This is a genomic window from Ignavibacteriota bacterium (assembly GCA_013285405.1).
In the GTDB taxonomy this organism is placed as follows: Bacteria; Bacteroidota; Ignavibacteria; order Ignavibacteriales; family Ignavibacteriaceae; genus IGN2.
In genome coordinates this window covers 3,405,888-3,421,365 of the sequence record CP053446.1, presented here as the reverse complement: position 1 = coordinate 3,421,365, position 15,478 = coordinate 3,405,888, and the positions used below count along the sequence as shown (strand labels likewise).

Below are 15,478 nucleotides of genomic sequence, written 5' to 3'. Positions count from 1 at the left end.
CCGATTATTGTTTGGAAAGAATTTTTCCGTCTTTGATTTCTAATAACCTATCGGCTAAGTTTACCAACTTTGGATTGTGAGTTACAATTACAAAAGTAATTCCAAGATTTGATTTAAGATCACGAATCAGAGCATGTATTCCTTCACTGTTAACTGAATCCAGATTGCCGGTAGGCTCATCAGCAAAAATTATTTTAGGATCATTAGCTAAAGCACGTGCAAAAGCTACTCGTTGTTGTTCTCCTCCCGACAATTCTGCAGGTTTGTGATCGATACGCTCAGTTAACCCAACCGTTTCAAGCAACTTTGCACTTTTAATTTTTGCATCCTGAAAATTTATCCCTCCGATTATCTGAGGAAGAATAACATTTTCGATTGCAGTGAATTCCGGCAGCAGATGATGAAACTGAAAAACAAATCCGATATTCTTATTCCTGAATTTAGCCAGTTGATCTTCAGAATATTTGAAAATATTTTCCGAATCATAAATTACTTCTCCAGAGTCCGGTCTGTCTAAACCTCCAAGTAAATGAAGCAATGTGCTTTTACCGGCACCAGAAGCTCCAACTATGATTGTAATATTTTTCATTTCGATTTCAACGGAGACACCTTTCAAAACTTCGAGCTTGTTTCTTCTGGTCGATTGAAAAGACTTGTATATATTTTTTGCAGTTAAAATGATATTGTCCATTTAATTTATTGTTATAGAAAATTTTCTATTAGGTTTATTCCCATTTAATTGCACTAATCGGATTAACTTTTGCTGCTTTTTTTGCCGGGTACAGCGAAGCCAGAAATGATAACAACATGGATGCAAAGCTTATGAAAAAGAAATCTGAAATTCTGATTTCAATCGGAAGCGAATCAATTTTGTACTGTGAAGGATCCAATGGATAAATATTGTATTTAATCTGGATGTAACACACTGCATATCCAATCAAGACGCCGAGCAGAGTACCAATGATTCCGATTAGCAAACCTTCGAACATAAATATTTTTAAAATTGATTTTTCCGTAGCGCCTATTGATCTCAATATGCCAATGTCGCGTTTCTTTTCAATTACTGACATTGACAAAGAACCAAGAATATTGAAAGTAGCAACTGCAATTATTAATGAGAGGATTATATATGCTGTCCATCTTTCAATTTGCATAACAGAGTAAAGTTCTTTATGAAAATCATACCAGGTATTTACACTAAAATTATTTTGATCAAGTTTGGAAACAAGTTGTGCTTTCACTGCATTTGACTCATCGATGTCATTTAACCTTATATCATATCCTTGAAAATTATTTTTGTAACCAAATAAATATTGAGCATCTTTTAGATCACTAAAAATATAGCTTTCATCATATTCATTATTTTTAGAAATAAAAACACCAGCTACTATAAACGTCTTTGATAATGGCAAGGAGAGTTGGGTGATTGCTTGCTCAATATTTAACGGTGAAATTAAAATAAGAGTATCTCCAGCCATTACCCGCATCTTATCAGCTAAAGGAAGACCAATGAATACACTTGAAATATCTGAAAACTTATCTTCGCCATCAACAATATTTTCGTTTAACATATAAACGTTATTGATAGAAATTTTCTCGATTCCTTTCAGGTTAACTACTTGTGTCAATCCTTTGTTATAGGCAAGAACTTTTCCTTCCACATAAGCTGAATATGCTTTCACATCATCAATTGAATCCAATGATCCGGCTAATTTTGGTAATGATTTCTCACCTGCTTCTGATGTTGCGTTAATCCTGATGTGAGGATCGAGGCTCATCAGGTAACTTGTGACGAGACTGCCGAATCCATTAAAAACGGAGAGAACAATTATTAATGCTGCAACTCCAATCGTTATACCGGTAATTGAAATGATTGAGATAATAGTAATGAAATTAATTTTGTGTTTTGAAACCAGATATCTTTTTGCGATAAATCGTTCGTATCTCATCAGCCGGACCTCAATGCAGTTAAAGTTCTTATCTTCGATGCAATATAACTAGGGATAACTGATGCCAGAAGACAAAGTACAAAAGTGAGAATCGCTATCCATATAAAAGTATCGGCAGTAAGTAAAAACGGAACTTTTGACATAAAATAAACAGATGACGGTAAAGTTATAATATTAAATTTTTCCTGTACAAAAATCAGAATGGATGCTAATAAACTTCCCATAAAGATTCCTATTATTCCAAGAAAAGCACCGTGTATCATAAAGATGGAAATGATTTGATGCTGTTTAGATCCCAACGTTTGGATTATTCCGATTGAATTTGTTTTTTCAAGAACAATCATCAGCAATGTACCAACAATATTAAAAACTGCGACAAGAATTATTAGTGCGAGAACAATAGGAATTGGTTCTTTCTGCAATTCAATCCACGTAAAAATATTTCTATGTATCTGATATACAGATCTGACAAGGTATGGATACCGAAGAGATTTACTCAGAAATGTAGTAAGGCTGTCAATCTTTGAGATGTTTCCAAGTTTAATATTAATTCCGGTAATATTGTCACCAATATCAAAAAGTTTCTGAGCAGATTCTAAAGAAGTATAAGCATATGTATCATCATACTCAGTCATGCCACTTTCAAAAATTCCGCTGACAACAAATTTTTGAATGTTTGGTAAATTATCTGGTGATGGTATCTGATCATTTTTTAAAGAAAATATATTTACCCGATCACCAACTTTAAGAAATAATTTATCAGCAAGTTTTTTACCAATCAATATTTTATCATCTGAAAGCTTGACATCACCTTCAACAATATTATTCACAAAAAAGGGTTTATCATTATCAGCATCCAGTCCAAATAAATTGATTCCCTCTTTCTTCTTCTTATTGCTAATTAGTACCAATTTGGATGAAAATGGAGTTATCTTGGGATTAAATTTTTCCAGATGAGATTGAATCCACGGCAAAGTTTTTTTGTAGTCAGGTAAATCCGAGCGATAAGATGTGATCTTGATATGTGAATCGAAATCAATGACTTTATTTGTAATAGTTTGTTCAAAGCCCTTGAGCACACTAATGGCAATTATAAGAGTTGCAACACCAAGCGCAATACCCATAATTGCAATCGTTGAAATCAAACTAATAAAGCGCGAATCTTTTCGTGAGTGAATAAATTGCTTTGCGATATACCAGGAAACAATCATGAACAACCAGCGACAACTAATTGAAAAATTCTATTTTATGTAACAAAAAATAACAGAATCAAGTTAAAATTGATACGATGAATAAAAAAGAATTCATAATGCGATACCCCACGTAATTTACTTTTTTTTTCAGAATTCGATAGATATATTTGTGCTTCAATTTTTAAGATATTTGTTCTTCTATCAAAAGATAAATCGGGGCGTAGCGTAGTCCGGCTATCGCGCCTGCTTTGGGAGCAGGAGGTCGCAGGTTCGAATCCTGCCGCCCCGACTGGTTAAAAGACCAAATCATAAGCACCAAATAACAAACAATTCTAAATTCAAAATTCCAATGGTTTGTTATTTGAAATTTGAGCAATGAATTTTATTTGTTATTTGAAAATTGATTATTGATATTTTGAATTGAGCGCCCGTAGCTCAACCGGATAGAGCATCAGCCTTCTAAGCTGAGGAAGCAAACTACATAAAAAAAACTTACCTATCATTCTTTACCTGTTTTATACTTCAATCCTGTCTTTGAGAGACAAGGAGCTTTACTATGTTCTTATCCAAAAACCAGAACGGCAGATATTATATTATCTATAAAGACAAGGATAATAAACGGGCAGCAATCTCAACGGGTGAGAGAACCAAAAAGGAAGCACAAAAGTTTTTTGTGAAATTCCAGAGGGAGCAAGAAATAAAAAACTCTCAGTTGGTTGAACCTATCAGACTCAAAGAATTTCAATTTCATTTCTTCAGGTATGCAGAACCTATCTTCACAGCCAAAACAATGCGGAACTATAAAACAACATTCAATTTTCTAAAGTCTGCTTTTGGTAATCCATTCCTAACCGAGCTAACATCAAAAGAACTCGAAACATATTTACTGAATAGACTGAAATCGTCCTCTGTTTATTCAGCAAGTAGAGACTACCGGCAAATAGCGAGTATGCTTAACAAAGCAGTACAGGACGGTTTTCTATTAGAGAATCCAATGAAGAAAATTAAGCGCTTCAGGCTACCAGAGAAACAACCCTTATTTTATAGCAAGGAAGATTTTCAAAAGTTGATTGAAGTAATTGACAACCCCGATATAATAGACATTGTTAAGATTGCTCTTTATACCGGACTAAGACAGGGTGAACTTATCCAGATGGATTGGAGTCAAGTTGATTTTAACGAGCGATTATTAATCCTAAATAACCAGAATTACTTAACTAAGTCAAAAAGAATCCGAACCGTTCCACTAACCGAACCAGCTCTTGAGATATTAGCTAAACGACAGCGACAATCAGAATCGTCTTTTGTGTTCACTCTGTTTAATGAGAAGATCAAACAGGATTACATCACTCATAAATTTAAGAAGTATGTACGCAAAGCAAAGATAAATAGTAAATTGACATTTCACTCACTAAGACACACAACGGCTTCTTGGTTAGTTCAAAGCGGTGTAAGTATCTACCACGTTTCAAAGATACTCGGTCATGCTGATATTAAGACAACAATGATATACAGCCATGTAAGAACTGAAGATTTGAGAAATTCAATAAGTATTATTCAGATTTAACAGCGCATCGGCGTAGATAGCTGATTTATTCTATTGATTTATAAAGAGTTATTGAGGGATAAATACTCTCCAATGATATAAGAAGGATTAAAACAGGTATTTGTCTGGAATTGATAGCTTCTTATAATTTTTTAATTTTTACATAAGGAAAGAAAGAAGGAATGAAAAATGGATGATTTAATCTCAAAAGAAATCAAAAAAAACAGAATATATATATCGGAATATGGACTAATAAAATATTATGAAAAATCGAAATATCTGTCAAAAGTATGGCAAATATTTAATGAGAAATTTGAGGAAACTTATTCAATCATATCGAAAATTGAACCCACTGCATTTGATGATACTTTGAAAAAAGATTTGCTTATCAACTCATTTATGATGATTCAAAAAGAGTTGAGAAATAACTTTGATTATTACTTCACTAAGAAAAAAATTATTCTAAAAGAAAAGAAGCATGTTATCGGAAAGGAAAGCATTGTAATTTTAGACCGGACGTTTGGGAGCAAAACAAAACAATACACGTTATTAGAAAATGAAGCGAAAGATTTAGTCGGGGAATATTTCTTGTTGTCTTACGGATTTATGTTACCGTTACTAAAAATCCTAAGGGAAAAGAATCTAATAACTCAGAGTGAACTTGAAAAAATGGAAATGAAAGCGAACGCCGGGAGAACTTATGACTTTAATTTTATGAAAAAGATTAAGGAAATTGAAACAACAGAAAAACCAAAACCAAAGCAATTTCAAGCGATCATTAAGGCAAATAAGTTGCTGAAAAAATATAATGAATCAGATCTAATTTGCGGAAATGGATTTCCAACCCAGCTATTAATAAGCATTAGAGATAGTTACAAAGTTCAAAAGAAAGACCTGTAAAAGCATCTTTACAAAAATGTAAATAACTATTTACAGAAATTATCCGAAAATTTCTCTTTCTTGCATTGTGCAATCCACAAAAAATAGATTGCACAAATAAAGTTCATATAAAGGAATTAAGGATAATGAATTTCACATTTAAGACACTTTTCTCTAAAGTTTATTCAAACTTCAAAACTCCATTTTTTTGCCCTTCGGATAACCTGAGAGACGATCACCCTTTATTTTCAATTACTTACGATAGAGGACTATACCAATTTAATTACCTCAGTGAGTCGAATTTATGAATGATTTAACCTTCATAAAACTCTATCGAAAGGCTCTGAAGAGCACCGTTTTCCGGAATCCGAATCTTTGGCAAGTGTGGACTTATTGCTTACTCAGAGCTAACCACAAAGCAACGAAAGTATTATTTGAAGGTCAAGAAATACTATTGAGGGCAGGTCAGTTTATTACAGGTCGATTTGAGGGAGCTGAAGATTGTAATATGAAGCCATCAACATTCCGAGATCAATTAACCAAATTAAAAAACCTCAAAATGTTGGACATCAAATCCGACAACAGAAAATCAATTATAACCGTTGTAAAATGGACTTACTATCAGGCTTTGAACAATTATCCCGACAACAAACCCGACAACAAGCCGACAACAGCCCGACACAGACAAGAATATAAAGAAATTAATATGTCTAAAAATGATGATGAAACAATACTCAGTTTCAATGGAGTACCAACCTATGCAGAATAAACTTGAATATAAAAACGCTCTTGAGGAAATTATTATTTGTGTGATGATAAACGATCCTGAAGCCGTTGTGTATGTTGCGGAACGAATCCGCTCGGAAAGTCTCTCAGAGGGCAACCAATCGCTTTATAACAGCATTGTAGAGTTATCACTCAAAGATGTTGCTACTGATTTGCTATTAGTGAAATTAATTAAACAGTTTGGAGCTGATAGGATTACAAAATTAAAAGATAGGGTATTAGTACCAACATTGTCTTATCTGATAACCAATGATGTATTAATGCAGTTCAAAGATGTTGCGTATAGTTTCTCAATCGAGAAAATTCTACAAACCAAAGCTGAAGCAATTAAAAGTGATTGTAAAGGATTAGATACGCTGATGGATTTACAATCTGAAATTAACGAATTGCTTATAGCTGAAGATAATATCAGAATAGATAAATCTTTTACCGACAAACTCCCTGAGATATTAAGCAACATAGAAAACAGAATGTCAGGGAATGAATATTCCCTCAACATCAATTCAATTCCGAGTCTTAATATTGCTACTGGTGGCATCCTATTATCAAATCTTATTACCGTTGCCGGTTTCACCGGACAAGGGAAAACATATTTTGTATTAAATGTCATGCTCGATTTAGCAAAGCAAGGCATCCCAGTTGGCTTTATTTCTTTGGAACAATCAGAGCAAGAAATCTCGGACCGTTTAATCGGTATTCTTGGCGGAATCCCTTCAGAGAAGTTGCGGAATCCTAAAAGATTAAGTAAAGATGAAATGAGTAGAATTACTCTATCAAATCTTAGTAAGAATAAATTGCCGTTCTACATTAACGACAGACCTTTGACGGAAGCAGATATAAAGCAAAAAATAAAATATTGGCGTGATCGTTTTCACGTGAAGGTTGTATGTATTGACTATTTAGGATTAATTCAGTCAAGAGCGAAATTTACAACTCGTGAACGTGAACTAACTCACTACTCAGAATTTTTGAAATTGACAGCAAAAGAGCTTGACGTTGCGATTATAGTTTTATCACAGTTAAATCGTTCTGGTAAAGAAGCGCCAATAATAACCAACCTTGCCGAATCAATAGGACTTGCGAGAGAATCCGATTTTCTTTTCACTATCTACAAACCGATAGAATACGGTCTGAAAACAGACGGTAGAATAAAATTTAATGACTCTCATTTCATACTCAGATGCGAAAAGAATCGACACAACAAACACAAGAAACAAATTCTATTGATGATGAAAGAGTCAGGGGAATTTACAGAACTTGCAACCGAATACTTTTCAGAGGTTGAGGACATATTAATGGTAAATAATTCAAACTAAGTTATTGAAATAAAAGCGATAGCATCAGACAAAGAATATGAAGGGCAAAAATATGACAGATAAAGATTGCAGGTATATTGAGAATAATCTTCAGCTCACAAATCGGGAATTGGCTTCAAAGATTGGAGTTTCTATTTACCAGGTCAAGCATTATTTAGAACAAAAGAATTTGCGTAGAACATCGGAACAATTAAAGCAGATATTTTTACAGCATGGTGAAGATCAGAGAGGCGCTCGTAATCCGAATTGGAAGGGGGGACGTAGTAAGAATCATTATTTCTATAAACTTCGTGCTATCGCAAAGGATAGGGCTGAGACTGGTGGTCTAAAGATACGAGCAAGAAACAAAGTACAGTATCATAAAAAAGTTGGCAACATCACTTTAGAGCCTTGTGCAATTTGTGGAAGTAAAAAAAATATTGAGGCACATCATTTAGACTTAAGTTACAATGATGCGCTTGATGTTCAACCTCTTTGCAGACAACATCATCGAGCCTTACACAAAGAAATAAATAATCAGAAAAATCAGACACAGGAATAATAAAAGAGAAAGGAATAAATAAAATGGAAGCCCAGAAAACCGACATTAACCAACTATTCAAAATCGACATTAGCCCTGATCTCGTTCTCCATGCTCCAAGCGATGAAACAAAAAGACTGGAGAAAATATTTAGTAACGATGAAAAATTTTATATGTCCCCGCCGAAGGTTGAAGACGATGGAGAATATCAGATGAAGCCGGGAGTATTAATCCAGAAGCAACAAGCCGTCCGAGAAAAACATTTGAATGATTCTTTATCAAATTATCAGATGACAAAAAATAAATTTAATGAACATAAAAAATTTCTTGAACGAAAGATTAATGACATAACTCAGCCCTTATCTTGCTCGGATGATCCACAAAGGAAAGCAGCCGGATTTGCAGCACAGGCATTAGGATTGCAAATTTCTAAGCAACGATTTTCAAAGGAAGAACTTCTAACTGTTATCGATGGATTGATAATGTCTGAGAATACCGACGCATTAGGTATGTTAGGACGTCTTTATGATTCGAGAAAGGCAGGCAGTCAAAAAGAACTTGAAGTATTAAAGCCTGTTAGAGAAAAGCTAAACGCTTATTTCTCAAAACGTCCACTCGGAGCCTATACAAAAGAGATGGAATTTTGTAATCATATTACTGATATTATCGATGGACGGATAAGCCAAATAACTTCAAAGCAAAAATTTCCAATGGTAAATATTCAGATGCGTTAATGATGCTTTTTACAGTCAAGTAATTTGGCTCATACTACTATGGAATAAAGTTCAAATGAAGGTTAGCTAAAAATGGAAAAAATCATAACTTCAATCAATCAGGCACGGTTAGAAATTGGCAAGACTTACGACCTATACAAAAAAGGTAAGATAAAAAGCGAGACCGCAAAAACCCGTACTTATATTTTACGTGCAATTATAGAAGCCAATTTTAAGTATGAAGTCGAACAACGGCTTGATGAACTTGAACAAAAAATAGGAAATTTTTTTTGATAAACAAGGATGAATTTGAAATACTTCTTAAGGGTGAGAGGGAATTTTGGCAAATAAATAATAAGGATGAAAATGGAAAATCTAAAGAATAGAATTTCAAAAATAATGAATCGTCTGAGGGGATTAGACAAGTCAAACGTTATTATCGTAAATGAATATGATGGAGAGACGAGAGAACAAGCGATAAAGCGATATAAAAAAAATGGGGAGTATGCAGTCTCGGATTTACCGGAAATATTTGTTCACGTCCGAAGTGGTGAACAAATACGGAGAAGACAAAACAATGACACCGATTAAATCGATAAGAAAGTGTTGCCTGGAATGTTCCGGTGGAAGTGCTAAAGAAGTCAGGGAATGTAAAATAACAGATTGCCCCCTGTACTCGTTTAGATTAGGCAAAAATCCGAATCGTAAGGGGATAGGTAAAAAGCAGGGGGATATACAAAAAACAGGGCACTCTACTATCAGTTTTTTGGGAATGCATTGAAATTAAAAGCGTAATCGGTTAGCCATAACTCCGGAGGGTGGGAATGACCGTTGTTTCTACCCTTACTTTTCTGTAAATTTATAACAGAAAAAATTCATAAAAGTCTAATTACAAGTTTTATCTAATCCGAATTAGCCTTGCAGTTTTAAACAACGGGTTTAGACTCCCGATGAATTTCTGCGGGGCTTTTTCGGTTAGTTGCTCTTTGACAGATTGAACGTATTAAATTCGGTCAGTAATAGGTCAGAAAAACTCTTTACTTTTTTTTATACTTTGGTAGTACTTTTTTAGTATTTTTGCGCTTGTTCTTAAAAGTAATGTTGCGAATTTGAGCTAAATATTGAGCGCCCGTAGCTCAACCGGATAGAGCATCAGCCTTCTAAGCTGAGGGTTAGTGGTTCGAGTCCACTCGGGCGTACCATTAGAGCCCATATTGAAGAAAACTTTTATAATGTTTATGGTGAGCGTAGCTCAGTTGGTTAGAGCATCAGGTTGTGGCCCTGAGGGCCGTGGGTTCAAATCCCATCGCTCACCCCAACTTTAAAATTTCAATTCTAAAATTATTATTGGCCCCATCGTCTAATGGTTAGGACCTCGCCCTTTCACGGCGGTAATAGGGGTTCGAATCCCCTTGGGGTCACCAGAGCTTCGGTAGAAATATCGAAGCTTTTTTATTTTAATAAAAAGTAGAATTACGGCGGTAATAGAGGGTTCTTCCAAAGGAATGCCTTCGGCAGAATCCCCTTGGGGTCACCAGAGCTTCGGTAGAAATATCGAAGCTTTTTTATTTTGGTAGAAAGTAGAAGTACGGTGGTAATAGAGGGTTCTTCCAAAGGAATGCCTTCGGCAGAATCCCCTTGGGGTCACCAGAGCTTCGGTAGAAATATCGAAGCTTTTTTATTTTGGTAGAAAGTAGAAGTACGGTGGTAATAGAGGGTTCTTCCAAAGGAATGCCTTCGGCAGAAACCCCTTGGGGTCACCAGAGCTTCGGTAGAAATATCGAAGCTTTTTTATTTTGGTAGAAAGTAGAAGTACGGTGGTAATAGAGGGTTCTTCCAAAGGAATGCCTTCGGCAGAATCCTCTTGGGGTCACCAGAGCTTCGGTAGAAATATCGAAGCTTTTTTATTTTAATAAAAAGTAGAAGTACGGCGGTAATAGAGTGTTCTTCCAAAGGAATGCCTTCGGCAGAATCCCCTTGGGGTCACCAGAGCTTCGGTAGAAATATCGAAGCTTTTTTATTTTAATAAAAAGTAGAATTACGGCGGTAATAGAGGGTTCTTCCAAAGGAATGCCTTCGGCAGAATCCCCTTGGAGTCACAAAACTCCGGTAGTTTTATCGGAGTTTTTTATTCTTTACTAACAAACAAATTATCTCATTGCTTTTATCTGATTGAATTGTATTTGTAATAGACCTTAATTTATACACTATTAAATGAAATATTTTGAACATATTTTTACTGATTAATAAAAGTATTTACTCACATTTCGGAATACTCAAATTTGAAAAACAAAATCTTTGTAATACTAATTGTTCTTTCACAACTTGGCTTTCTAAATTTAATTAATGCACAGGATTATTTTAAACCTAATGTTGGAGATGCGTTAAGACTTTCTATCAGCGGTCAAATTTATGATGCACGTAGTCTGAGTATGGGTAATTCTAATTCGGTATTTAATGATACTTATACTGCAACTCTTTTAAACCCGGCAACATTAGGATTAGCAAGAAAATTTACTGTAAATACTTCTGTTGGTGCAAACTTATACAATAACGAAGCTTTCTATCTATCCGATTCGTTATTAAGCAAACGAACTGAAACTGTTCTGAATCAATTAGGAATTGTTATTCCATTAGTCAGCGATTCGGCTTCAAATAATTTTGCAATCTCACTCGGTTATAACAGATCAAAAGATTTTAACAGAATATTAAAATTCAATTCTTTCAACTCCGGCAATAACTCATTAATTCAGGATTTAACTTCAATCAATAATTATATTCCAAGAGATTTGCAATTAAGTTATCCTGAGTACGATCTAATCAGCAATGAATATCTAGGTGATAGAACAATTTTTAATGGTAACTTAAATCAAGAAGGCTACGTACTGGAGGACGGTGGTATAAATCATTGGTCAATTGGTATAGCAGGTGAATTAGCCAGTAACATTTTCTTTGGCGCCAGTTTCAATTATAACGTTGGTAATTATTTGCGTGATGGTGAGTTTACTGAATCTGACTCGAGAGATTCTTATGCTGATTCCATTAGAACTATTGCCAGTGATCCTCTTACTGCCGGATTTAAATCATTTTATATCAATGATATTAAAGATTGGGTGTTCAATGGTTTTGATTTAAGAGTTGGTGTACTGTACAGATTCTTTAATTTCATTGCGATTGGCGGTTCTGTTAAAACTCCTTCAATTATTTCTGTGACTGAAGATCATTATTTCACAGGGAGAGGTGAATTTACAACAGATTATGTTACACAACTGGATACTGTAATTTCTAATAAGTTTACAATCCAAACGCCGTATGAATTTTCCGTAGCAGGTGATGTTAATCTCTGGATAATAACAGGCACTGCAGAAATAACTTATATTGATTATACGCAAATGAAATTTTCCGGTGATTTGCCGGTACCCGAGCAATCTGCATTGAATAAAAAAATAATTGATACATATACTCAAACCTTTAATGCTAAGATAGGTGCAGAATTCAGGTTACCATGGACGGGACTAAGTGCAAGAGCGGGTGCAATGTATATTCCTTATCCTGTTGCAGATTCTCCGACGGAAAATGACAGGAAGTTCTTAACAGCCGGACTTGGTATCAGGTCTGGTGAGGGAGCTATGGAATTTAACGTCGCTTATGTTTATGGATGGTGGGATCATGTGGCTGAAGATTATGGAAGCAGTATTTCGCCAATCAGGCAATCAATCATTAGTCAAAATATTCTTGCGAGTTTGTCATTGAGATTTTAAAGTTTCATTCAATTTCATGATTCATTGAGCCCCAATCATCAGATGGGGCTTTTTTAATTAATCGTTGCTAATTGTAAATAGTTATTTTCAACTTTATTTATTAAGTTTGAAAAAAAATGAGGTAAATTATGAAAAACCTTTTTACACTAAGTTGGTTTACAATTCTTATTTTTAATATCTCTCCGATAACTTACTCCCAGGTATTCAACGTTGATGATTATATACAGTTTCTCCAGGCTCATCAGAATATGAATACTGAGGATCTTTTACAGATGCATCCGGCAGGATATTTCACAAATCAAATCAATACTAATTATGAAGATGCTCTTTACTTCGATTCTCTTGATGCTTACTTTAATTTTTCTGAATATGAAAAATCTTTGATTGAAGATCATGGTTTCATGGTAAGCGAGAGGTTGAAACGAATTTCTTTCGGAGAATCATTACTTCAAATATTTCACCAGGATTTTCCAGTTTACGTTTCGACTGATGCGATTCTGCACGCATTTCATATTTCGTACGATAGAATATTGACTGATATGGAAGTTGGTTTACTGAAGTATAGATTAATTCAGTTACTCTGGAGTTTGAGAAATTCTGTTGCGCAACTGCATAGCAACTACGTCAGTAATCCTGAAATGATTACAATGCTGCACGATGTGGACATTTATGTAACAGTTCCTTTATTACTCTTACAGGAAAATGTATCACCATACTATTCAGAAAACGATGTAATGATAGATTCCATTCTGAATTGGATTGATAACGAACAGGGAGGAGTATCCTCAACAATTTTTTCGACTACCTGCCGTGTAATGGATTGGAGTCAATTTAAACCACGCGGGCATTATGTTTACGATCCACAAAAACCGTATAATCTTGAAGGCTATTTCAAAGCAATGATGTGGTTGGGAAGAATTGAGTTGTACTTGATTGCCCCGGTTTCAATTCCGGTTCAATGTCCTAATCAAACATTTCAGGATGTTCAAAGACAAGCTATTGATGCATTTCTGATAAACGAGCTCTTTGATATTGCAAATGCAACTTCGATCTATGATGAAATGGAGAACATACTTAAATTTTTTGTGGGTGAGTCTGATAATGTTCGACTTGATCATCTTGATTATCTTAAACAAGCAATAACTTTGAATAACCCTGCTGAGTTGTTAGATAGCCTGAAAATGGTGGAATTCCAGGATACACTTGCAAATCAAGCTTTTGCATACCAGTTAATACTGTCTCAAATATTATTTGGTGACCCTATGAGTCCTGATAGTATTCAACCTGCTTCAGCATTTATGATGTTCGGTCAAAGATTCGTTATTGATTCATACGTAACAGGGACAGTAGTGTTCGATAAAATTCTTTATTATGGAAATAGAATTTGCAGACTATATCCTTCAACACTCGATGTTTTGTTTTCACTTGGAAACAGCGCATCCGCGCAATTACTTATTGATGAATTAGATGAATTTCACTACTCAACAAATCTTGCAGCACTCAGATATTTAATTGATCATTACGATCCTGATTTCTGGGGAAGTTCTATTTACAACTATTGGCTGAACTCAATCAGAAAGTTAAATCCACCTGAAGACAGAAGCGGCTTCCCTGAATTTATGCAGACCGCAGCTTTCTGGCAGCAGAAGATGAATACTCAATTAGCATCATGGACAGAGTTGAGACATGATAATCTTTTATATGCAAAACAGTCATATACGGGAGGAACAATTTGCTCTTATCCATTCAGTTATGTAGAGCCTTTTCCGGAATTTTATTCTGTACTGAATGATTACTCGACTGAAGCACTGAATTATTTCACAAGTCTAAATTTTCCTGATCCTTCTATAAAAAATAAAATCATCTATTACTTTGGAAGATGTAAAGCAATAACTGATACGCTTCAGACAATTTGTGAAAAAGAACTTGCAGGCATTCCTTTTAATAATGGAGAACAAACATTTTTAAGCGGAATGATTTATGCTACCGGTCAAAGTGGTGTTGCATACGATGGCTGGTACCCAAATCTTTTCTACGATGATATTTTTCGAGGAGAATGGGGCTATGAGGGTTTGATGGAAAGCGATCATATTGTTGCAGATATTCATACAACTCCAACTAATTGTGGCGGTGGTTATATTGGAGCAATTTCCCACGTTGGTACTGGAAATATAAATCTTGGAGTATTCATTACTGAAAATCATCTTGGTGAACCAACGGCGTTCGTTGGACCTGTTATGAGTTACTATGAATACCGAACAACAAACTTTTTAAGATTAACAGATGATGAATGGGCATCGACATATCTTCAAGCTGCGCTAAGACCTGAATGGGTAAACATTTATTTGGCTGATAGTCTTGGTCAATCAAGAGGAAACGGACCATCTTTAATAACTTCTGTTGAGCAAATTAAAAACCCGGTAATCCCTCAGTCGCAAATATTGCTTAACAATTATCCGAATCCGTTTAATCCATATACGATAATTTCTTTTTCAATTCCGTATGATTTAACCAACTCATTTGTTGAATTGAAAATATATGATATCAATGGCAGGCTTGTTAAAACTCTGTTGAATGAAAATCTTCCCGCAGGAAATTATTTAACAAAATGGGAAGGGGATAATGCCGGTGGAAATAAAGTAAGCAGCGGAGTTTATATTTATTCGATCCGGGTTGGAGACAGGGCAGTGAATAAGAAGATGACGTTGTTAAAATAATTTCTAAATTTCTTTTACTTATTAGCCCCGAATCCTGCAACTGCCGGATGGGGCTTTTTTATTTTCATTTCACCTTTAAACTTAACATACATTTAACC

13 protein-coding genes and 4 tRNA genes are annotated in these 15,478 nt (G+C 34.8%); 14 read left to right on the top strand and 3 right to left on the bottom strand.

The features are described 5' to 3' along the window. Window positions 1-4: 4 nt before the first annotated feature. The 3 genes from HND39_15075 to HND39_15065 are packed head-to-tail and all read right to left on the bottom strand — an operon-like array spanning window position 5 to window position 3,160. Complete coding sequence (locus HND39_15075; protein ID QKJ98029.1) at window positions 5-682, bottom strand: ABC transporter ATP-binding protein; 678 nt, start codon at window positions 680-682, stop codon at window positions 5-7. Window positions 683-725: 43 nt separating this feature from the next. Next, window positions 726-1,949 (bottom strand): ABC transporter permease, encoded by a 1,224-nt coding sequence (locus HND39_15070; protein ID QKJ97496.1) that lies wholly within the window; start codon window positions 1,947-1,949, stop codon window positions 726-728. Then, window positions 1,949-3,160 carry an ABC transporter permease gene (locus HND39_15065; protein QKJ97495.1) on the bottom strand — a complete coding sequence of 404 codons (1,212 nt, stop codon included), beginning with the start codon at window positions 3,158-3,160 and terminating at the stop codon, window positions 1,949-1,951. The genes HND39_15070 and HND39_15065 overlap by 1 nt, the downstream gene beginning before the upstream one ends. Before the next feature lie 196 nt (window positions 3,161-3,356). Between HND39_15065 and HND39_15060 the strand changes: the two genes are divergently transcribed. The 14 genes from HND39_15060 to HND39_14995 all read left to right on the top strand — a co-directional run bounded on the left by HND39_15060 (window position 3,357) and on the right by HND39_14995 (window position 15,380). Then, window positions 3,357-3,431 (top strand) — tRNA-Pro (locus HND39_15060). A gap of 267 nt (window positions 3,432-3,698) precedes the next feature. Further along, a complete protein-coding gene (locus HND39_15055; GenBank protein ID QKJ97494.1) occupies window positions 3,699-4,709 on the top strand; it encodes a site-specific integrase in 1,011 nt (336 codons plus the stop codon). A 168-nt stretch (window positions 4,710-4,877) separates the two neighbouring features. Then, window positions 4,878-5,588 carry a hypothetical protein gene (locus HND39_15050; protein ID QKJ97493.1) on the top strand — a complete coding sequence of 237 codons (711 nt, stop codon included), beginning with the start codon at window positions 4,878-4,880 and terminating at the stop codon, window positions 5,586-5,588. A 538-nt stretch (window positions 5,589-6,126) separates the two neighbouring features. Continuing rightward, a complete protein-coding gene (locus HND39_15045) occupies window positions 6,127-6,336 on the top strand; it encodes a hypothetical protein (protein QKJ97492.1) in 210 nt (69 codons plus the stop codon). Continuing rightward, entirely contained in the window at window positions 6,284-7,669 is a 1,386-nt protein-coding gene (locus tag HND39_15040; protein ID QKJ97491.1) for an AAA family ATPase, read from the top strand. Before HND39_15045 ends, HND39_15040 begins: the two co-directional genes overlap by 53 nt. A 52-nt stretch (window positions 7,670-7,721) precedes the next feature. Next, the gene (locus tag HND39_15035) at window positions 7,722-8,210 is read left to right on the top strand and encodes a hypothetical protein (GenBank protein QKJ97490.1); all 489 of its coding nucleotides are present in this window, start codon (window positions 7,722-7,724) and stop codon (window positions 8,208-8,210) included. A gap of 23 nt (window positions 8,211-8,233) precedes the next feature. After that, complete coding sequence (locus HND39_15030; GenBank protein ID QKJ97489.1) at window positions 8,234-8,923, top strand: hypothetical protein; 690 nt, start codon at window positions 8,234-8,236, stop codon at window positions 8,921-8,923. Between the two features lie 72 nt (window positions 8,924-8,995). Further along, window positions 8,996-9,196 carry a hypothetical protein gene (locus HND39_15025; protein QKJ97488.1) on the top strand — a complete coding sequence of 67 codons (201 nt, stop codon included), beginning with the start codon at window positions 8,996-8,998 and terminating at the stop codon, window positions 9,194-9,196. A gap of 72 nt (window positions 9,197-9,268) precedes the next feature. Then, window positions 9,269-9,493, top strand: a complete 225-nt coding sequence (locus HND39_15020; GenBank protein QKJ97487.1) for a hypothetical protein — start codon at window positions 9,269-9,271, stop codon at window positions 9,491-9,493. A gap of 534 nt (window positions 9,494-10,027) precedes the next feature. Further along, a tRNA-Arg gene (locus tag HND39_15015) sits at window positions 10,028-10,104 on the top strand. A 39-nt stretch (window positions 10,105-10,143) separates the two neighbouring features. After that, a tRNA-His gene (locus HND39_15010) sits at window positions 10,144-10,220 on the top strand. Window positions 10,221-10,251: 31 nt separating this feature from the next. Continuing rightward, a tRNA-Glu gene (locus tag HND39_15005) sits at window positions 10,252-10,326 on the top strand. An 858-nt stretch (window positions 10,327-11,184) separates the two neighbouring features. Next, window positions 11,185-12,663 (top strand): hypothetical protein, encoded by a 1,479-nt coding sequence (locus HND39_15000; protein QKJ97486.1) that lies wholly within the window; start codon window positions 11,185-11,187, stop codon window positions 12,661-12,663. Window positions 12,664-12,791: 128 nt separating this feature from the next. Further along, complete coding sequence (locus tag HND39_14995) at window positions 12,792-15,380, top strand: DUF3160 domain-containing protein (GenBank protein QKJ97485.1); 2,589 nt, start codon at window positions 12,792-12,794, stop codon at window positions 15,378-15,380. Window positions 15,381-15,478: the final 98 nt, after the last annotated feature.

Excerpts from the sequence above, each read along its gene's own strand:
- HND39_15070 (QKJ97496.1), bottom strand. The coding sequence starts at position 1,949 with ATGAGATACGAACGATTTATCGCAAAAAGATATCTGGTTTCAAAACAC.
- HND39_15045 (QKJ97492.1), top strand. The coding sequence starts at position 6,127 with ATGTTGGACATCAAATCCGACAACAGAAAATCAATTATAACCGTTGTA.
- HND39_15030 (QKJ97489.1), top strand. The coding sequence starts at position 8,234 with ATGGAAGCCCAGAAAACCGACATTAACCAACTATTCAAAATCGACATT.
- HND39_15055 (QKJ97494.1), top strand. The coding sequence starts at position 3,699 with ATGTTCTTATCCAAAAACCAGAACGGCAGATATTATATTATCTATAAA.
- HND39_15040 (QKJ97491.1), top strand. The coding sequence starts at position 6,284 with ATGATGATGAAACAATACTCAGTTTCAATGGAGTACCAACCTATGCAG.
- HND39_15050 (QKJ97493.1), top strand. The coding sequence starts at position 4,878 with ATGGATGATTTAATCTCAAAAGAAATCAAAAAAAACAGAATATATATA.
- HND39_15025 (QKJ97488.1), top strand. The coding sequence starts at position 8,996 with ATGGAAAAAATCATAACTTCAATCAATCAGGCACGGTTAGAAATTGGC.
- HND39_15035 (QKJ97490.1), top strand. The coding sequence starts at position 7,722 with ATGACAGATAAAGATTGCAGGTATATTGAGAATAATCTTCAGCTCACA.
- HND39_15020 (QKJ97487.1), top strand. The coding sequence starts at position 9,269 with ATGGAAAATCTAAAGAATAGAATTTCAAAAATAATGAATCGTCTGAGG.
- HND39_15065 (QKJ97495.1), bottom strand. The coding sequence starts at position 3,160 with ATGATTGTTTCCTGGTATATCGCAAAGCAATTTATTCACTCACGAAAA.
- HND39_14995 (QKJ97485.1), top strand. The coding sequence starts at position 12,792 with ATGAAAAACCTTTTTACACTAAGTTGGTTTACAATTCTTATTTTTAAT.